This window comes from Allorhizobium pseudoryzae, from assembly GCF_011046245.1.
In the GTDB taxonomy this organism is placed as follows: Bacteria; Pseudomonadota; Alphaproteobacteria; order Rhizobiales; family Rhizobiaceae; genus Neorhizobium; species Neorhizobium pseudoryzae.
The window spans coordinates 60,099-78,258 of record NZ_CP049244.1 but is presented as its reverse complement, the minus strand read 5'-3'; the positions used below and the strand labels follow the sequence as shown (position 1 = coordinate 78,258).

At 62.2% G+C, this 18,160-nt stretch carries 16 protein-coding genes; 1 reads left to right on the top strand and 15 read right to left on the bottom strand.

All coding sequences use genetic code 11. The features are described from left to right. Nucleotides 1-3 precede the first annotated feature (3 nt). The 9 genes from G6N78_RS19390 to murA all read right to left on the bottom strand — a co-directional run bounded on the left by G6N78_RS19390 (nt 4) and on the right by murA (nt 10,501). Nucleotides 4-1,119, bottom strand: a complete 1,116-nt coding sequence (locus G6N78_RS19390; RefSeq protein WP_165222695.1) for an anhydro-N-acetylmuramic acid kinase — start codon at nt 1,117-1,119, stop codon at nt 4-6. Nucleotides 1,120-1,130: 11 nt separating this feature from the next. After that, a complete protein-coding gene (locus tag G6N78_RS19385; protein WP_165225238.1) occupies nt 1,131-2,150 on the bottom strand; it encodes a serine hydrolase domain-containing protein in 1,020 nt (339 codons plus the stop codon). A 13-nt stretch (nt 2,151-2,163) separates the two neighbouring features. Beyond that, on the bottom strand, nt 2,164-3,915 hold the full coding sequence (locus G6N78_RS19380) for an ABC transporter ATP-binding protein (protein ID WP_165222693.1): 1,752 nt from the start codon (nt 3,913-3,915) through the stop codon (nt 2,164-2,166). Next, a complete protein-coding gene (locus G6N78_RS19375) occupies nt 3,912-4,754 on the bottom strand; it encodes an ABC transporter permease (protein ID WP_165222690.1) in 843 nt (280 codons plus the stop codon). The genes G6N78_RS19380 and G6N78_RS19375 overlap by 4 nt, the downstream gene beginning before the upstream one ends. Beyond that, on the bottom strand, nt 4,751-5,713 hold the full coding sequence (locus tag G6N78_RS19370; RefSeq protein ID WP_165222687.1) for an ABC transporter permease: 963 nt from the start codon (nt 5,711-5,713) through the stop codon (nt 4,751-4,753). The genes G6N78_RS19375 and G6N78_RS19370 overlap by 4 nt, the downstream gene beginning before the upstream one ends. 24 nt (nt 5,714-5,737) lie before the next feature. Next, entirely contained in the window at nt 5,738-7,255 is a 1,518-nt protein-coding gene (locus tag G6N78_RS19365; RefSeq protein ID WP_165222684.1) for an ABC transporter substrate-binding protein, read from the bottom strand. Between the two features lie 52 nt (nt 7,256-7,307). Beyond that, entirely contained in the window at nt 7,308-8,246 is a 939-nt protein-coding gene (gene murQ / locus G6N78_RS19360) for an N-acetylmuramic acid 6-phosphate etherase (protein ID WP_165222681.1), read from the bottom strand. Between the two features lie 111 nt (nt 8,247-8,357). Then, the gene (locus G6N78_RS19355) at nt 8,358-9,242 is read right to left on the bottom strand and encodes a glucosamine kinase nucleotide-binding domain-containing protein (protein ID WP_165222678.1); all 885 of its coding nucleotides are present in this window, start codon (nt 9,240-9,242) and stop codon (nt 8,358-8,360) included. A gap of 2 nt (nt 9,243-9,244) precedes the next feature. Then, entirely contained in the window at nt 9,245-10,501 is a 1,257-nt protein-coding gene (murA, locus tag G6N78_RS19350) for a UDP-N-acetylglucosamine 1-carboxyvinyltransferase (RefSeq protein ID WP_165222675.1), read from the bottom strand. 123 nt (nt 10,502-10,624) lie between these two features. Here murA and G6N78_RS19345 point away from each other — a divergent pair, with 123 nt between their 5' ends. Next, nucleotides 10,625-11,473: a MurR/RpiR family transcriptional regulator gene (locus tag G6N78_RS19345; protein WP_165222672.1), complete on the top strand. Its 849-nt coding sequence runs from the start codon at nt 10,625-10,627 to the stop codon at nt 11,471-11,473. A 12-nt stretch (nt 11,474-11,485) separates the two neighbouring features. On the opposite strand, the gene G6N78_RS19340 is transcribed toward G6N78_RS19345, so the two are convergent. The 6 genes from G6N78_RS19340 to G6N78_RS19315 all read right to left on the bottom strand — a co-directional run bounded on the left by G6N78_RS19340 (nt 11,486) and on the right by G6N78_RS19315 (nt 18,114). Next, a complete protein-coding gene (locus G6N78_RS19340) occupies nt 11,486-12,334 on the bottom strand; it encodes a carbohydrate ABC transporter permease (protein ID WP_234906045.1) in 849 nt (282 codons plus the stop codon). After that, on the bottom strand, nt 12,331-13,251 hold the full coding sequence (locus tag G6N78_RS19335) for a carbohydrate ABC transporter permease (protein ID WP_165222669.1): 921 nt from the start codon (nt 13,249-13,251) through the stop codon (nt 12,331-12,333). Before G6N78_RS19335 ends, G6N78_RS19340 begins: the two co-directional genes overlap by 4 nt. A gap of 68 nt (nt 13,252-13,319) precedes the next feature. Next, a complete protein-coding gene (locus G6N78_RS19330) occupies nt 13,320-14,513 on the bottom strand; it encodes an extracellular solute-binding protein (RefSeq protein WP_234906044.1) in 1,194 nt (397 codons plus the stop codon). Between the two features lie 87 nt (nt 14,514-14,600). Then, a complete protein-coding gene (locus tag G6N78_RS19325; RefSeq protein ID WP_165222663.1) occupies nt 14,601-15,671 on the bottom strand; it encodes an ABC transporter ATP-binding protein in 1,071 nt (356 codons plus the stop codon). Between the two features lie 23 nt (nt 15,672-15,694). Next, nucleotides 15,695-16,336, bottom strand: a complete 642-nt coding sequence (locus G6N78_RS19320) for an HAD family hydrolase (RefSeq protein WP_165222660.1) — start codon at nt 16,334-16,336, stop codon at nt 15,695-15,697. A gap of 350 nt (nt 16,337-16,686) precedes the next feature. Next, nucleotides 16,687-18,114, bottom strand: coding sequence for an ISNCY family transposase (locus G6N78_RS19315; protein WP_165222657.1), 1,428 nt, complete (start codon nt 18,112-18,114; stop codon nt 16,687-16,689). Nucleotides 18,115-18,160: the final 46 nt, after the last annotated feature.

The following is an 18,160-nucleotide window of genomic DNA, read 5'->3' as shown; positions in this document are numbered from 1 at the left end:
GGCTCAACCGGCCAGCCGCCCGCCGGTCATCGGTTCCGGTGCCCCTGTGGTTGTCGGGAAGCTGATGGGCAGGTCACGCACCACGCGCACCGCCAGGAAAGCAAAACACTCCGCCTCGACCGCATCGCCCCGCCAGCCGAGCGTCTCGGCCGGCTGAACCTCGACCTTGGCGCGGTCCGCCAGCAGGGTCATCAAGGTCGGATTATGCCGCCCGCCGCCACTGACGAACAGTTTTTCCGGCCGCTGCGGCAGCATGTCGAGTGCCCTGCCCACGGCCGACGCTGTGAAGGCGGTCAACGTCGCCGCGCCGTCTTCAAGGGGCAGGCCCTCTGCCATGGCCGCGCCGAAATCGAAGCGATCGAGCGATTTCGGGAATTTTGCCGACAGGTAGGGGTGTTGCAGCAGGTGCGCGAGGCGCTCCTCGTTCACCTGACCCGAGGCGGCGATCAGCCCATCGCGATCCATGTCGCCGCGGCCATGCATCTTCACCCAGTCGTTGATCGGTGCATTGGCCGGACCGGTGTCGAAGGCAACCACATGGCCCTTGCCATCGCTCCAGGTGATGTTGGCTACCCCACCGAGATTGAGGATCGCCGCAGAACCATCCTGCGAAACGCCCTTCAGGAGGGCCGAATGATAGGCCGCCGCCAATGGCGCGCCCTGTCCACCCGCCCGCACATCGGCACTGCGGAAATCATAGGCCACCCTGGTGCCGAGAAGCTCTGCCATCAGCGCGCCGTCGCCCAGTTGGCGTGTCGCGCCGAGCCGGCCCTGCTGCGGAGCGCGGTGCAGGACCGTCTGGCCATGGAAACCGACGACGCCGATGTCGGCCATCGACAACCCGGCCTCCTTCACCAGATTGCGAACGGCGGCCGATTGCGCTCGCGTCAACGCGTCCTCGGCTCTGGCAAAGATTGCAGGTTCCGGGCCTTCGAAGTTCCATTTGCGGGCTTCGGCCAGGGTCTCTTCCAGAAGCGTACGGGTCGCCTGGTCGTAAGGTGCCAGCGTATAGGGGCCAAAAGCCTCAATCGCCTCGCCATCGGTCTTCAGGAGTGCCACATCGATATTGCCGTCGAGGACGGTTCCTGTCATCAGCCCGACGGCCCAGATCGGTTGCATCTGTCTTCTCCTCAGTCTGCGTTGATCGTATCGCCGATGGCGGCTCTCAGGGCAAAAATCCCGCTGTCGAAATGCCGGCTCGGATGCACGCGATTGGTAAGCAGCGTCCAGGCCCGCCCCGTCTCGAAATCGATCCACAATCCGGTTCCGGTAAAGCCGGTATGGCCGATGACGCTGTCATTGCATGAAGAGCCGCCGGACCAGCCGGGATAGGGACGCTCCCACCCGTGCGTACGCCGGTCGGAAAGCGGCTGGCGCATCAAACGCACGACCGGGTCATCCGCACCGTCGCCGGCAAGCAGAGATTGCGCATGATCGAGAACGGCGCCGACGGTTCCGAACAGTCCTGCGTGGCCGGAGCCCTGCAGCGCGTAACAGTTCTCGTCATGCACCTCACCGCAGAGAATACGGCCGCGCCAGGCGCAGAATTCGGTCGCCGCGGTATTTGTGGGATCACCGGCGAAGGCAAAGCCCGGCCCGGCGTCCATCTCACGGATGCGCCGCCCCTCCAGCCGCTCGAGCGCAATGCCGAGCAGGATATAATTGATGTCGGAATAGACAGGCTCGCCATGCCGCCACTCGCGCTGCAGCACGAAGGCGCGCAGGCGGTCCGGATCGTCGCCATAGGTGTAGATCGGCTCGACGGCGGGAAAGGGCGTCTGGTGTCCGAGACACTGCCGGAAGGTCACCGCCCGTTCCCAGCAGTTTGGCGCATATTGCCGGAAGTCCGGGATCAGCGTTGTCACGGGCGCATCGAGGTCGAGGGTTCCCGCAGCGGCGAGTTCCAGAATTTTGCGCGCGGTGAAGATGGGCTTGGTCAAGGAGGCAAAATCGAACCATGTGTCGAGCGTCATGGACCGTTCGCCGCCGACCTTCTGTGCCAGCCCGATAGCTCGTGTGCGGCGGTTGCCGTCCCGATCCACCATGCCGAGAACGCCGCCCGGAATACGGCCCTCATCGACGCTTCGTTTCAGCAGCAGAAACGCCCGTTCGAACGGGGGCGCGATTGTCGGAGCAGGTTGGGCCATCATGATTTCCGGGGTTTCAGCATGTGGCAACGGCGTCAATCCTCACACGATGATCCTCGCCGACATCCGTCCACAGCGATGGCGGCGGCTCGAAACCGTTCGGCCGCAGAAGGGTTGGCACTGCGTCGGTGTTGAGTGCGAAACTCTGCTGCCGGCGCTCCATCGTCGGCACCGCCGCGATCAGCTTTTTCGTATAAGGGTGCTGGGGATTCGACAAGACGGAGCCCGCGTTACCGATCTCGACGATCTGGCCAGCGTAAAGCACCGCAACACGATGGGCGATCCTCTCCACCACCGCCATATCATGCGACACGAAGAGATAGGCGAGATGGTGTTCTCGCTGCAGGTCAATCAGCAGGTCGAGCACACGGGCCTGCACGGAGACATCGAGCGCGGACACGGCTTCATCCAGGACGAGAATAGTGGGATCCAGCATCAAAGCCCGGGCAATGCAGAGCCGTTGGCGCTGACCGCCGGAAAACTCGTGCGGATAGCGGGTGAGGCTTTCCGCCGGCAGGCCGACCCGCGTGAGAAGCGATGTCATGCGCGCGCGGATCTCACGGTCCAGGCGTCTGCCCGCAGCCAACACCGGTTCAGCCAGCAGGCTTTCCACATTCAGCCGCGGATTGAGCGAGGCATAGGGGTTCTGGAACACCATCTGCATCGGCTTTTGTGTTTCCGTACCGTCGCCAGTGTGCGCCTGGAACGTGCCGCGTGCGGGTCTGACCAGGCCGAGCAGTGCCCGGGCCGTAGTCGATTTGCCCGACCCGCTTTCGCCGACGACAGCGAGCGTTTCACCCGGACGAATGTCGAAATTGACGGACTCGACCGCATGAATCGCGCCGATGGAGCGACGCATCAGCCCGGCGGTCGCGGGAAAGCGCACGGTCAGCCCCTCGACCGTGAGGCAGGCGGCGTCACCGTCCGTCTGTGTCCGCGGGCTGTCGTCGCGCACGGCGCGACCGTTGGCGAAGTGCGGCACGGCCTTCAGCAGATGCTGGGTGTAGGCATGCGTTGGGCGGTCCAGGATCTGGTTGGCCGTGCTCTGTTCGACCACCTGCCCGGACTGCATCACCAGCATGCGGTCGGCAATGCCGGCAACGAGGCCGAGATCGTGGGTGATGAAGATGAGCCCCGTGCCCGTCTCCCGCTGAAGCTCGGTCAACAGCGCCATGATCTGCGCCTGCACGCTGACATCCAGCGCCGTGGTCGGTTCGTCGGCAATGAGAAGGCGAGGCGAGGCGGCCAGCGCCATGGCGATCATCACCCGCTGCAGCATGCCGCCCGAGAGTTGATGCGGGTAATAACCAAGGCGCCGCGCCGCATCGGGAATGCGGATCCGGTCGAGCGCGCGCAGGGTTTCCGCGCGGGCCTGGGCTCCATCCTTGCCCTGCAGGCGAAACACTTCCTCGATCTGTTTGCCGATCGTGACCACCGGATTAAGCGAGGTCATCGGCTCCTGGAAGATCATGCCGATTTCCGGCCCCCGGATGCGCTCCATCTCCGGCGCGTCGAGAGCGGCCAGATCCACCGTCCGGCCATCCGGCAACGAAAAATCAATGCGGCCACCGGTGATCCGACCGCCACCGTAATCGATCAGCCGGTTGATCGATAGAGCGGTGACGGATTTGCCAGAACCGCTTTCGCCGACAATCGCCAGGGTTTCGCCGGCGGCGAGCTCGAAGCTGACACCGTGCACGACTGGCTTGATCGCCTGTCCACGTCCGAAGCCGACGCTGAGGTTTTGAACGGAGAGCAGCCGTGTCATGCAACCGTCCTCTGCATGCGGGGATCGAGCAGATCGCGCATGGCGTCTCCCAAGAGGTTGAAGCCGAGGATACCGAGCATGACGGTCAGGCCCGGGAAGATCAGCAGCCAGGGCGCCATCTCCATCAGGTTGATGCTGTCGGAGAGCATCAGGCCGAGCGAGGAATCGGGCGGCTGGGTGCCAAGGCCCAAGAAACTGAGGCCGGATTCCGTCAGCAGCGACCAGGCCAGCGCCAGCGTGATCTGTACCGTCAGCGGTGCCACGAGATTGAGCATAAGGTGGCGCGACAGGATGTAGGATGTCGAGCTGCCGAAGGTGCGGGCCGCATCGACGAAATCCCGGGCCTTGATCGACAGCGCCGGTCCGCGCACGACACGCGTGAAGATGGGCGTGTAGACGAAGGCGATCGCGAGGATGCTGGTTGAGGTGCCGGGGCCGACGACCGTGATGAACAGAAGCGCGAGCAGGATCGCCGGAAAGGCCAGCAGCACATCCATCAGCCGCATCACGAACCCGTCCCACAGGCGGCCCACCCAGGCCGCCGTGAGACCAAGGATCGTGCCGGCGACGGTAGCGATGCCGACGGACAGAAACGCAACGAAGAAGGACTGGCCGATCCCGATCATCAACCGGCTCAACACGTCGCGACCGAACATGTCGGTCCCCATCCAGTGGGTGGCGCTCGGTCCCTGAAGTCGTTCGATCCGAAACTGCTGAAGCGGGTCGTAAGGCGTGAGCCCCAGCCAGGCGGCAATGGCAATGAGAATATAAGCGAGCACGATAAAGGCACCGATCCTGCCGCTCAGATGGCGCAGGAGCCCTCGAAACACCGAATTCATGATCGACTTCCCAGGCGGATGCGCGGGTCCAGCAACACGTAGGCGAGATCCACGACAAGATTGACGATCATGAAGTTCAGCGCGACGAACAGAACGGCACCCTGCACAAGCGCATAATCGCGCTGCTGGATGGCCTCCAGCGTCATGCGACCGACGCCGGGCAGGGCGAAGATCTGCTCGACCAGGACCGCGCCGCCCAGCAGATAGCCGAATTCCACGCCGCAGAGCGTGACGACCGGAATGAGTGCATTCGGCAGCGCGTGGCGCCAGATGACCTTGCGTGCGGGCACGCCCTTGCTGCGCGCGGTGCGCACATAATCGTCGCTCAACACATCCAGCATGGCCGAGCGGGCGATCCGGGTGACCGAGGCGGTGAAGGAAAGGCCGAGTGTCAGCGCCGGCAGGAGAAGCTGGCCGATATTGCCGATCGGGTCCTGGCTGAAGGAGACGTATTGTCCCATGGCGGGAAGGATGCCGAACCCCGCCGACAGGATGTAGATCATGCCGAGGCCGACCACGAAGCTCGGCGTGGATTGTCCCATCATCGCGAAGATGCGCACGCCGAGATCGGAACCGCGGCCGTTGCGGGTCGCTGCGAAGACACCGAGCGGCAGCCCGAATCCAATGGCGATCGCCACCGACAGGCAGGCGAGCTCGAGCGTCAGGGGAAACCGCTGCAGGATGACCTCGAGCACCGGCTTGCCGTAGGTAACGGACAGTCCGAGATCGCCTGAAACGACGCCGGTCAGCCAGCGACCGTACTGGACGAGCCAGCTCTGGTCGAGGCCGAAATAGGCCGCCAGGGCCTGCCGCTGGTCCGGTGTCAGCAGACCGGCTTCGGTGCCCAGCATGGCGGTGATGGAATCGCCGGGCACCAGGCGGATGGCGACGAACACCAGGATGGAGACGCCGAGCATCACAAGAGGAAATGTGATGAGACGCCGGAGCAGGTAATTCATCGGATCATCCGCCTTACGCCTTCATTACTTCAGGGTGACTTTCGAGAGGCCAAAGAGGGAGCCATCCGGTGTCGCCACGAAGTTCTGCACGTTCTGCTGCTGTGCCGTGTAGGAATAGCCGGTGTAGAGCCAGATCCATGGCGACATTTCGGTGAGACGCTTGTCGAAGGCCGCAAAGATCTCCTTGCGCTTGGCGACATCGGTCTCGACGCGGCCCTTCTGCATCAGTTCGTCCAGCGTGTCGTCGGCGAAGTTGGACACCTTCTGCAGATTGCCGGCCTTGGTCCAGTAGCGGTTGTACATGGTGTAGGGATCGGCGCGGCCGCCGTTCAGCGCAACGGCCATGTCGAAGTCACCCTTCAGCCAGGTATCGACATAGACGTTGAGTTCCATCAGCTTGATGTCGAGCTTGATGCCGATTTCCTTCAGCTGCGACTGGATGACCTGCGCCTCGGAGGCCGCGGTTGGCGGCTCGCCGGTTGCGGCGATCACGGTCGCGGAAAACCCGTCCTTGTAGCCGGCATCGGCCATCAGCTTCTTCGCTTTGTCGAGATCCTGCTTGTAGCAGAACAGCGAATTCGGATCCGAGCGGTAGAGCGGCATCGTCAGCGGGCCGGTGATCTGGCCTTCGCCGAGGAGCGCGGTATCGAGAATATCCTGCCGGTCGATCGCGCAGGAGATCGCCTGGCGCACAGCGAGTTCCGTCATCGGCTTGCGCGACGGATTGAGCTGCAGCACATGGTAGGAAAGAACCGGCTTGCGGTTCAGCGTGAGGCCCGCCACTTTGGGCACCAGCGTTGCGACGAGTGGATCGTTCAGCAGGGCGAAATCCACCTGCTTCGCCCGCAATGCCGCGAGGATCGCGTTCTCATCCGGCAGAACGCTGATGTTGATGCCATCGACACCCACCTTGCCGCCTGCCCACTCGGCATTCGCTTTCAGCACTTCTTTCTGGTTCGGCTCCCAGGATTCCAGCTTGAACGGACCCGTTCCGACCGCGGCCGTGCCGATCTTGCCGGCGGCAATTTCGGAGGCCGGAACGATGGCGGCATTGATGCTGCCCATCGCCGTCAGGAGCGGCACATCCGGCTGCGACAGGTTGAAGACGACCGTCTTGTCATCGGGGGTGTCGACGCTGGCGATAGAGACGTAGTTGGCGCGTGCGGCGGCACCGGTGGCCTGGTCGAGAATACGTGTGAACGAGGCCTTCACATCGGCAGAGGTGACGGCGGCGCCATTGTGGAACTTGGCCGCCGGGTCCAGCTTGAAGGTCAGCGTCTTGGCATCCGCGGAGAAGGTCCATTCCTTGGCGAGCGCCGGAACGATCTTCAGGTCGCCGTCCAGACGAACCAGCGGCTCGTAGATCAGTTCGAGCAGACGGATGGACGAGAAGGCGGTCTGCTTGTGCGGATCAAGGCCCGTCGCATCCTGGGCCCAGGCCATCTTCAAGGTCGCGGCAAGACCGGGAGCCGCTGTTGCGGTCAGCAGACTTCCGGCAATGGCGGCGCAGGCGAGCCATCTGTAGGCAAATTTCGGTTTCATGCGCATTCTCCCTCTGGTTGGCTGGTCCCTTTGGCTTCTGCAGGCCGGGCACTCAGCTATCTTGCGTCACATGCGTTTTCTCGGCGAGCGCCTTTCTGAGGAACCCGTCGTGGCGCACGAGGGCTGCTTCCGCATCCTCGGCGCCGAGACCGGTCAGGATCATCAGGATGGCCAGTTTGACATTGTTCCCGCTCAGCGACAGGTGCCTTTCCGCGATGTCTGCGGAGCATCCCGTGGCCTCGGCGATGATGCGCACGGCGCGCGCCTGAAGTTTCTGGTTGCTGATGGTCAGATCCACCATCAGGTTCTCGTAGGTCTTGCCGATGCGGATCATGCTCGCCGTCGTCAGCATGTTCAGCACCAGCTTCTGCGCCGTGCCGGATTTGAGCCGCGTCGAGCCTGTGACGACTTCGGGACCGACGACGGGCGAAATCGCGATGTCGGCGATCTCCGCCAAAGTCGAGGACGGGTTGCAGGTGAGGGAGACCGTCTTCGCGCCGATCGCATGGGCATAGGTCAAGGCACCGACGACGTAAGGCGTCCTGCCGCTGACCGCGATGCCGACCACCACATCGCTGGCGGTCAACCCGATCTCCTCGAGATTGCGTTTGCCTTCCTCGACATCGTCTTCCGCGCCTTCGACGGCGTGCAGGATCGCTCGCGGCCCGCCGGCAATGAGGCCGACCACCATGCCTTCCGGCACGGAAAAGGTCGGCGGGCATTCAGACGCGTCGAGAACGCCGAGCCGCGCGCTGGTGCCGGCGCCGATATAGATCAGCCGTCCCCCCTTGCGGAAGGCACGAACGATCTCGTCCACCGCCTTGGCGATCTGCGGAATGACCCGTGCGACCGCATCCGGGACAAGCGCGTCCTCGCGGTTCATCACCCTCAGGATTTCTTCCGTCGGAAGCAGGTCGATCGACATGGAATTCGGATTGCGGGCCTCCGAAACCAGCTGCTCAAGTTCCGCCATCAGGTGCTGGTGCGACATGGATCCTCGCTTGGTTGTGGTGGCAGGTTATGATCGTATATTCCGGATGTCAACGATATTAGGAATTTATTATTCCAATCAAGGCAAGCACATGAGGCAGGCATGGCAAACTCAGCTCCTCGCCGAAAGACGCCTGGCGAGAATGATCGCGCCGGAGACTGCATCACCATCCGCAGGCTTCAGTCGCCGACGGACGTCCGGCGAGAGCCAGGGCTCCAACGGTCCTGAAAGCCCCCCCAGCAGGGTGACCAGCGGGGCACCGTATTCGATCAGGCGGCGCACGAGCCCATCGATCTGCTCGGCGCCCGATTGGACGATCTGCCGTGCCGCGGAGTCTCCCTGGTCGGCGTGGCGCAGGACGAGCGGTGCGAAGGTCGCATAATCCGTTGCCGTCGCCCGATCCATCCAGCCGACCATGTTCGCCGGCGTGTGGTCGAAACGCGTGAGGACTTCGTTGAGCAGGGCGGTCTTCTCCCGCCGCCCGTCGAAAGCCCGGAGCGATGCCTGGATGGCCTTGAGGCCCAGATCGGCACCGCTGCCTTCATCGGAGATCGGGAAACCGTAGCCGCCGGCCCGCAGTTCCTGGCCGGCGACGATCGCAAGGCCGATCGACCCCGTGCCGGCAATGACGATACCGCCATCGTGTCCGGAATGGGCGCCGAGGCAGGCCGCCGCACCATCCGAGGTGAAGCAGATCTGCCCGAACGGGTGGGGCAGGGCTTCCAGTTCCTCGCGCGAGCCGGCGCGGGTCAGCCCGGCAATGCCGATGCCGGCCATCACGTTCGGCGCGTTCAGCGGGTCGAGCCCCGCCTCTTCGGCCGCACCGGTCCAGGCGCGCAGAACGGAGGCCCAGGCACCGGGGACGCCCAGCCGGGTCGTTGCGGGGCCGGACAAGCCCTGTCCGAGAATGTTGCCCGCGTCATCGACGATGCGGGCGCGGCAGCCGGTTCCGCCGCCATCGATGCCGAGATAGAGCGTGTTATCAGGTGAGGGCATTGTCATACAGAGACCCGCCGGATGTCGGCGCCGCATTGGGCGAGCTTGCGGTCCAGCTGCTCATAACCGCGATCAAGATGATAGACGCGTTTGATGACGCTTTCGCCTTCGGCGGCAAGCGCGGCCAGCACCAGGCAGACGGAGGCCCGCAGATCGGTTGCCATCACCGGTGCGCCGCGGAGTTCCGGCTTGCCACGCACGAGGGCGACGGCGCCGTTCAGCGCGATATCCGCCCCCAGACGCGACAGTTCCGGAACATGCATGAAACGGTTTTCGAAGATGGTTTCGCGGATCACGCTGGCGCCATCGGCAAGGCAGGCCATGGCCATGAACTGCGCCTGCAGGTCAGTCGGGAAACCCGGATAGGGTTCGGTGGTGATATCGGCGGGCCTGATCCGCTCGCGGCCATTGATCACCACGCCGCGGTCGCCGGGCCAGACCGTCGCGCCCATGGTTTCCAGGACCTGCAGCACCGAAGAGAGATGCTCCATGCGCGCATTGACGAGTTCGATGCGCCCGCCGGTGATCATCGCGGCGGCGGCATAGGTGCCCGCCTCCACACGATCCGGAATGGCGTGATGGCTGGCGGCGCGCCAGGTGGTGTTACCCTTGACGAGCAGTCGGTGGGTGCCGGCGCCTTCGATCTCTGCGCCCATGGCCGTCAGGCAGGCGGCGAGATCGACCACCTCCGGCTCGCGGGCAGCGTTCAGGATCTCGGTTTCTCCCTTGGCGTAACAGGCTGCCATCAGCGCCGTCTCGCTGGCACCGACGGACGGTCCGGACAAGACGATCCGCGTGCCGCGCAGACCACCATTGGTGGAGGCGACGATATAACCGCGTTCGACATCGACGGTCGCACCGAGCGCGCTCAGGACCTTCAGGTGCATGTCGACAGGCCGCGCGCCGATCGCACAGCCGCCTGGGAGCGAGACGCGCGCCGAGCCGAACCGTGCGAGCAGAGGCCCGAGCACCAGGATCGAGGCGCGCATCTTCCGCACGGTTTCGTAATCGACCTCTCCCGGGGCCACGTGCGCGGCATTGATCGTCGTGCCGCCGGCGTGGCTCTCGACCGTCGCACCGTAAAGCGAGATGATCCGCAGCATGTTGTCGACATCCGAGACCTTCGGCAGGTTCGTCAGTTCCAGCGGATGAGGTGACAACAAAGCGGCGGCGATCTGCGGCAGGGCGGCATTCTTGGCGCCGGCAATCGGGACTGCGCCATCCAGTCTGTTGCCGCCGGTGATATGCAGTTCATCCATGGAAAGCCTTCCGGGTCTCGCCTGCCGGAGCAGGAATCGGGGGTGACCAATGATAGAATGGGCGCTATAATATTCCAGATAATTTTTAGATTTCGAATATCTTATTCCAGCCATGGAGGGATCATGTCCGTTCTGAAGGTCATCCAGGCGAAGCTGGATTCCATGACGGATGCCGAACGCCAGATCGGTCAGTTCATCATCGATGACCCGGACCGCATGGTGGAACTGTCGTCTGCCGAACTTGCGGCGGCGACCGGCCGCAGCCAGTCCAGCGTCGTCAAGTTTTCCCAGAAGATCGGCTATGACGGATACCAGCAGCTGAAACTGGCCGTTACCAAGGCCAAGGCGCAGGAATGGCGCGTGCCTTCGGGCATGATCCACGGCACGATCGAGGCTGGCGACAATTTCGTCACCATCCAGCAGAAGCTCGTTGCGAGCAAGGTCTCTGCCATGCAGCAGACCATGCAGGTGAACGCGGAAGAGGCGGTGATGCAGGCCGTGACGGCATTGGCCTCGGCACGGCGGATTCACCTCGCCGGCATCGGCGCCTCCTCTCTCGTTGCGCGGGATTTCTCCTACAAGCTGCTGAAGCTTGGCCTGATGGTGCTGATGGACCGTGACCCGCATGTCCAAATGGCCAATGCCGCGTCGCTGGAGAGCCGTGATGTCCTGTTCGCGATCTCGCAATCCGGCGGCAACAACGAGACGATCCGGCTTGCGGAACTGGCCCGCAGCTGCGGCGCGACGGTCATCACGCTCACCGGCCTGCATGGCAGCCGCCTCAGCCTGCTCGCCGATATCCAGCTGCATACGGTGGCCGACGAGGAGCGGGTGCGCTCCTCCGCGATCACCTCGCGCGATGCGCAGCTCGCGATCTGCGATCTGGTCTTTCTGCTCTTGATCGCAAAACTTCCTGGCGCCAACGATGCCATTCACGCCAGCGAGGCAGCGGTCGCCATCCTCAAGTCGTGAGCCGGATGCGGCTTACTTGATCGCACCGGCCGTCATGCCGTTGATGAACTGTCGCGACAGCGCGATATAGAGAATGATGATCGGCAGTGCCGACAGCGTCAGCCCGGAAAACAGCACGCCCCAATCCGTACCGAACTCGCCCATGAAGGTGGTGAGCCCCTGTGGCAGGGTTTTCAGGTCATTGTTCTGGATGAAGATCAGCGGGAAAAAGAAGTCGTTCCAGATGGGGACGACGTTCTGGATGGCTGCGATCACCATAGCGGGGCGCACCAGCGGCAGCATGATCGACCACATGATCCGCGCTTCGCTGGCGCCGTCCATGCGCGCGGCATCCTCCAGCTCGTTCGGCAGGCTGCGGATGAAACCCGTCATGATGAAGACGGCGGTCGGGAGACCGGTTGCCACGTAGATGAAGATCAGCGACAGGCGCGAGTCGATCAGCCCGAAATCCCGCATCTGGATGAAGAGCGGAATGATGGCGAGTTTCAGCGGCAGGGTGAGCCCTGCCAGGAAGAAGAGAAGAATGAAGCCGGAGCCGCGGAACTCGTAACGCGCGATGGCATAGGCGGCCATGGTGCCGAGGATCAGGATCAGCGCGATGGACGTCGCGGTGACGATCAGCGAATTGCCCATGTAGAGCAGGAAATCTGTTTCGTTCCAGACCCGCAGAATGCTCGCCACATGGGTGAAATCGGGTATCGAAAACGGCGACTGAAAGATCTGCGCATTCGTCTTAAAGGCGGAGAAGACCATGATGACGATGGGCGCCAGCATGACGACGCTGTTGCCGATCAGAAGGATCTGGATCAGGCCGTCCCAGCCCAGCGTGCGCAGGCCGCCGGTATCGCTTGTTTTCCTCACAGCTGGATCTCCCGCTTGCGCAGCCTGACGGTGATGACGCTGGAAACGACCGCGATGAACAGGAAGATCAGCACGGCAAGCGCGCTTCCCGGGCCAAAATTCTCCGCGGATGCCGACATGCTGCCAAAGGCTGTGCGGTAGAAATAGAGGCCGAGCACATCGGTTGCGCCATGCGGCGCGCCATCGACGCCGGCCATGATGAAGGGCAATTCGAACCAGTTGAAGGCACCGACGAACAGAAGCGTGAAGACGACCGTTGCGGAGGGGGCGACCAGCGGCCAGACGATCTTGGTCATCTTCACCCACTCGCTTTCGGTTTCCATGCGCACGGCGTCGAGGATCTCGGACGGGATTCGCTGCATGCCGGCGAGGAACACCAGCGTCGGAAAGCCGACCATGTGCCAGGCATTGGCGACGACGATGGCGGTCAGCGCCGTGGAATCCTGACCGAGCCAGGGCTGGGCCAGGCTGCCGAGACCAAGCCCGCGCAGCGTGGCGTTTACCGCGCCGAACAGCGGATGGTAAAACAGCTTCCAGAGCAGGCCGACGATGACGGTCGACAATACGACCGGCAGGAAGACGGCAATTCGGTGAAAGCGCGCACCCCAGAGTTCGCGCCACAGGCAATAGGCGAGGATGAAACCGAGGCCGTTCTGCAGCACCATCAGGGCGAAGAACACGAAGATATTGTGCTTGAACGCGTTGACGGTCCGCTCCGAGAAGGGAAACTCGAACAGCACGCGGTGGAAATTTGCGAACCAGACGAATTCGCCGCGCGCCAGCCCGCGCCATTCATAGAAGGCGTAGGCGAAGGCCGACAGGATCGGATAAACGAGAAACAGGCACATGAAGGCAAGCGGCGGCACCACGAGGGCGGCGATCCACAGTCTTCGACCTGTCAGCTTGGCAGTTATCATCGAGGCGACCCTGGCGGCAATCGATCGGTGGGGGAGGGCCGCTCAACTTTTTGAGCGGCCCGTCGATATCACTTCTTGAACGGCGCGTACCAGGCGGCCAGACCATCGGTCATCGACTTGCCGACCTCGGCAGGGGTCGCCTGGCCGTTCAGCATCTTGGAAACGCCTGCCTGGATCAGGTTGGAGCCGGTCGGCTCGCCGTAACGGAAGTTCACGAGCGTCATGTAGGCGATCGAGTTCTTGTTGAGTTCGGCCACCTTGGCCAAGAGCGGGCTCTCAAACGTCACGCCGGGAACGGCAGAGACGTTGTTCAGCTTGTTGGCAAACGCCTGGGCAAAATCCTTGCTGGCCACGTAGTTGAGGAATTTGACCACTGCCTCCGGATCCTTCGGCTTGGCATTGGCGCCAAACCCGGAATCGAAGAACAGGCCGACCAGCTTCTCATCCTCGGCCTTCAGGCCGGGGGCGGCGAAGACACCGAGCTTCAACGCCGGGTTCTGCTTGGCGAAATTGGCAAGTTCGAACGATCCGCCGGCAAACATTCCAGCCATGCCGGAGGTGAACAGCTGCTGCGCAGAGGCGTAATCGAGACCGACAAAACCATCAGGGAAGTATTTGGAGATTTCCTTCAGCCGTGTCAGCGCCTCGACATAACGCTTGTCGTTGAAGTCGGTCTTGCCGGCCATCAGATCGGCGTAGAAACCCTTGCCCATGATGGAGGAGGTCAGCGCCGACACGATGGTCTCGTTCTGCCAGCCCGTTGCGGTTCCGTTGGCAAACGGCATGACGCCGGCAGCCTTCAGTTTTTCGCAGGCGGCGATGAACTCGTCCCAGCTTTTTGGCTCGGAAATGCCGTTCTTCTCGAAGATTTCCGTGTTGTAGATCACCAGCATGGTCTGGCTGGCGGCCGGAACCGCATACAGCGTCTTGTCCGAGCGCATCGTCTCGGAGGCCAAGGCTGCTTCGGAAAAACCTTTGAGCGCCGGGATCTTCTTGTCATCGAGCGGCATCAGGTAACCGGCGCCGGCCAGGCTTTCGATGCCGCCATAGGTGCGGGTCATCATGAGGTCAGGCCCCTTGCCGCCGGCCAGTGCGGTGGAGAGAACCGTGTTGTAGCTCGTCGCCTCGAAGGCTTCGAACTTGACGGTAATCCCCGGGTTCGCCTTGGCAAAATCGGCAAAGAATTTTTCGTATTCAGCCTTGTCTTCCTGACGCCAGGTCCAGAAGGTCAGCTCGGCTGCATAGGTGGCAGTAGCGGACATCAGGGCTCCGCAGGCGAACGCCGCTCCCAATAGAAATCGTTTCATGTGTTCCTCTCTCTTTGGTTTTTCATGCACGGGCATTTCCCATCACACGGCAAGCCGTTGTGATGTCTGAGGGCTGAAATAGTGTATCTTGTCCGGATGGATGCCGATCTTCACCGGCGTATCCGGCGCAAACTGCGTATCGGGCGAACACCGCACGGAGACGGGCGCGCCATCGCCGAGGCGAACATAGACATAGGCGCTGTCGCCCAGATACTCGGTGTAGACCACCTCGGCGGCAAAACCTTCGCCTGCCATATCCGGCGAGATGACCATGGCATCCGGTCTGACGCCGATCAACAGCGCGCGTTCCGGCGAGGAGGGCAGGCGGGTGAGCGACACCTCGCCAATGCCCGGCGCCATTAACCGATTTCCCTCGCGCTCGACGCTCAGCATCGCCATGCGCGGCGAGCCGATGAAGTTGGCGACGAAGACATTGGCCGGGGTCTCGTAGAGTTCGCGCGGCGAGCCGAACTGTTCGATCCGCCCGCCATTCATCACGACGATGCGGTCTGCCAGCGTCATCGCTTCGACCTGGTCATGCGTCACGTAGATCGTCGTGCCGCCGATTTCGCGGTGCAGGCGAGCGATCTCCAGCCGCACGTCGGAACGAAGTGCTGCGTCGAGATTGGACAGCGGTTCGTCCAGCAACAAAAGTTGCGGTTTCCGGACCAGAGCCCGGCCGATCGCTACACGCTGCCTCTGGCCGCCGGACAGTTCGCGCGGCTTCCGCTCCAGGAGAGCCTCCAACCGCAGCATGCGTGTCGCCTCGGCAATGCGCGCCTCGACTTCCGGCTTGCTCAAGCCCATCAGCCGCGCGCCGAATGCCATGTTCTCATAGACATTCATGTGCGGATAAAGCGCGTAGGACTGAAAGACCATGGCAATGCCGCGCCGCGAGGGAGCCACGTCGTTCATCCGCGCATCGTTTAAGAGAAACTCACCCTCGGTGATCGGGTCGAGCCCGGCGATCAGGCGGAGCAGGGTGGACTTGCCGCAACCGGACGGCCCGACGAACACGATGAGTTCGCGGTCGTTCACGTCCAGGTCTATGCCATGCAGCACATCCACGGTTTTAAAGCGTTTCTTGATTCCGCGCAGGGACAGTCGAGCCAAGTGCGTCAGACTCCGTTTTTCAATCAGGATAAACCGCGGCGCGGCACATCCCCCGCCAGCCAGTGTTCGATGGTCGCAATCGTTCGCCTTGCGTCGTCATGGTGGATAGCATGCCAACCGAGACGACGGGCGGTGTTCACATTCTCCAGCGTGTCATCGACGAAGAGGATCTGCTCCGGCCTGACGTCCTCCCGGCGTTGCAGGGCCAGGTAGATGTCATCGGATGGCTTCTCCATGCCCATTTCGTGCGAGAGATAGGTCGCATCGAAGAGATCCTGCCCCAGCATCTCATCGATGACATGGCGCCAGTGCAGGGCCTGGGTGTTCGACAGGCAAACGACCCGATACCGGGACCGGAGCTCCCGGACATAGGCCACCATCTCGTCCAGGACACCCGCAAGAAGCGCTGTTTCCGCCGCCAGCACAGGCTCGACCGGCAGGCCATAGATTGCACAGACGGCGTTCAGATACGGGTCTTCGGCAATTTGACCGAGACGGAATTTCCGGTTGATCTCCAAAAGGTCCTGACACGGGGCGGCATCGGCACGCCAGCGGCCACCGGCTTCCAGCGCCACACGCCGCTTCTCGGCATCAAGCGCGATGAAGACGCCACCGACATCGAAGACCATCAGTCTGTCGCTGCACTTCCGCTGCCGCTGAACCATCCATGCCCTCCGCAGGATCAAACCCGCTCCGCAACGATCAACGCGCTGCACCTGACCCTCAGAGATCACTGTGGCAAAGGATTAAGGAATTTTCAATTCCTAACATTGGAAAATTTTAGAATAAAATATTTAGACCCAGGTCGAGCATCAGAGCCGGCGGCGGGGGCCGCCGCATCTCTAACTGGCCCAAACGTCGCATTACTAAATGGCCCCTACATGCTCACCAGCCAGTTAGAAACGCGACACTGGCGCTGCCGATCAGCCCGATCTGAGCGGCAGACCCGCTTGCAAGATCAGATCGGGGCGGGTGGGACGCACCGTTTCGGCTTTAGCTTTGAGGCTGGCTAACGTCATTCTGCGGCCTCCATGCGCGCCATAGCCTTCTGCCTTTTGGCGATAACTTCCGGATCATTCGTGAAATCCGTCCGACGGTCGGGCTTGCGGCCGCGCTTCTGATAAGCGTTTCCAATGCTACCGTCGCGAATGCCAAACATATGATCTTTCTGACCCGTCCGGGATGGGCCGCTCTTGTTGCGCTCAAGTTCGCGTCCGGCCTGCATCTCAGCAACGATCGACAGCATGCCATCCAGCCGCTTGTTGTCGACGACCTCCGCTCGATGCACAGACCGTAATTTGTCGAAAGTTCTGTAGGGCAGGGAATAGCTCTGATGCATGATCTCCAGCCTGCCATCCGGGTAATCACAGTCGACGACCTTCTGCCCGGCCAATGGCCGCGAGATCTCGGTCGGATCGAGAATGAACAGCACTTTGTCGTAACGTAGCGTCAAAGCCTGCGACAGGGTGCGGACTTCCTTGCGGCACATAGCACCGTCCAGGTTCTCATGATCAGCGAGAGGCCGATGCATGTCCTTCGGATTGCGCGGCAACTTGCCAAAACGTTTATTGAAGCCTTCAATGAACTCAGGTGCATAGGCATTGGCCACATCGATTGTGCTGATGCCCCGAAGCCGCATCTCTTTCACCAGGCGGTCCTGCAGCGTCTGATTGGCTCGCTCGACCCGGCCTTTAGCCTGAGGCGTGTTGGCGCAGATGATGTCGATGTTCAGTTCATAAAGCGCGCGACCGAATTGTGTCAGACCGGTCGTCCTGTCCGTCTTCGAAGCATTGGTCGACCGGAAAACACCATGCTTGTCGCTGTAGAATGCAAGCGGCTTACCCCATTGCTGCAGATAAGCCTTCGTCGCATGCAGGTAGTCAAACGTGTTCTCCGACCCAGCAAATCTTAGATGTAGAAGCTTTCCTGTAGCGTCATCGATATAGACGAGGAGGGCGCATTTGGGGCCGCGGTTCTCGAACCACCAGTGATGCGATCCATCGATCTGAACCAGCTCACCAAAGCAGTCGCGCCGGCCACGAGGCTGAAAAACACGCTTCTTGCGTTCCCGGCGAGAGACCCAGATGTCGGCCTCGGTCATCCATTGCCGCAGCGTCTCCTTGGATACCGAGATCCGATGCAGCTCAATCAGCTTCTCGCGTGCAAGCGTCGGACCAAAATCCAGATAGCGTGCGCGGATCAGGTCTAGCGCCGCATTGCGAAATTCCTCACTGTGGCGGCGATTACTTGGTCGAGATCGCTTCTTCGACACAAGGCCGGCTGGACCATCAAGGTCGTAAGACCGCAGCAGCCGATGCACCTGACTTCGACTGAGGTCGAGCAACTCGGCTGCCTGGACAACGCCAAGCCTCTTGTCACGGATCTTTTGAATGACTTCGAGGCGATGCAATTCTTTCTGCGACATGGTGATCAACAAGGACATGACGACTCCGACCGCTCATGGTCTCGACCAAGCTCGAAGTCGTCAT

Excerpts from the sequence above, each read along its gene's own strand:
- G6N78_RS19370 (WP_165222687.1), bottom strand. The coding sequence starts at position 5,713 with ATGAATTACCTGCTCCGGCGTCTCATCACATTTCCTCTTGTGATGCTC.
- G6N78_RS19345 (WP_165222672.1), top strand. The coding sequence starts at position 10,625 with ATGTCCGTTCTGAAGGTCATCCAGGCGAAGCTGGATTCCATGACGGAT.
- G6N78_RS19335 (WP_165222669.1), bottom strand. The coding sequence starts at position 13,251 with ATGATAACTGCCAAGCTGACAGGTCGAAGACTGTGGATCGCCGCCCTC.
- G6N78_RS19365 (WP_165222684.1), bottom strand. The coding sequence starts at position 7,255 with ATGAAACCGAAATTTGCCTACAGATGGCTCGCCTGCGCCGCCATTGCC.
- G6N78_RS19320 (WP_165222660.1), bottom strand. The coding sequence starts at position 16,336 with ATGGTTCAGCGGCAGCGGAAGTGCAGCGACAGACTGATGGTCTTCGAT.
- murA (WP_165222675.1), bottom strand. The coding sequence starts at position 10,501 with ATGGATGAACTGCATATCACCGGCGGCAACAGACTGGATGGCGCAGTC.
- G6N78_RS19375 (WP_165222690.1), bottom strand. The coding sequence starts at position 4,754 with ATGAATTCGGTGTTTCGAGGGCTCCTGCGCCATCTGAGCGGCAGGATC.
- G6N78_RS19330 (WP_234906044.1), bottom strand. The coding sequence starts at position 14,513 with ATGTCCGCTACTGCCACCTATGCAGCCGAGCTGACCTTCTGGACCTGG.
- G6N78_RS19355 (WP_165222678.1), bottom strand. The coding sequence starts at position 9,242 with ATGCCCTCACCTGATAACACGCTCTATCTCGGCATCGATGGCGGCGGA.
- G6N78_RS19315 (WP_165222657.1), bottom strand. The coding sequence starts at position 18,114 with ATGTCCTTGTTGATCACCATGTCGCAGAAAGAATTGCATCGCCTCGAA.
- murQ (WP_165222681.1), bottom strand. The coding sequence starts at position 8,246 with ATGTCGCACCAGCACCTGATGGCGGAACTTGAGCAGCTGGTTTCGGAG.
- G6N78_RS19390 (WP_165222695.1), bottom strand. The coding sequence starts at position 1,119 with ATGCAACCGATCTGGGCCGTCGGGCTGATGACAGGAACCGTCCTCGAC.
- G6N78_RS19380 (WP_165222693.1), bottom strand. The coding sequence starts at position 3,915 with ATGACACGGCTGCTCTCCGTTCAAAACCTCAGCGTCGGCTTCGGACGT.
- G6N78_RS19385 (WP_165225238.1), bottom strand. The coding sequence starts at position 2,150 with ATGATGGCCCAACCTGCTCCGACAATCGCGCCCCCGTTCGAACGGGCG.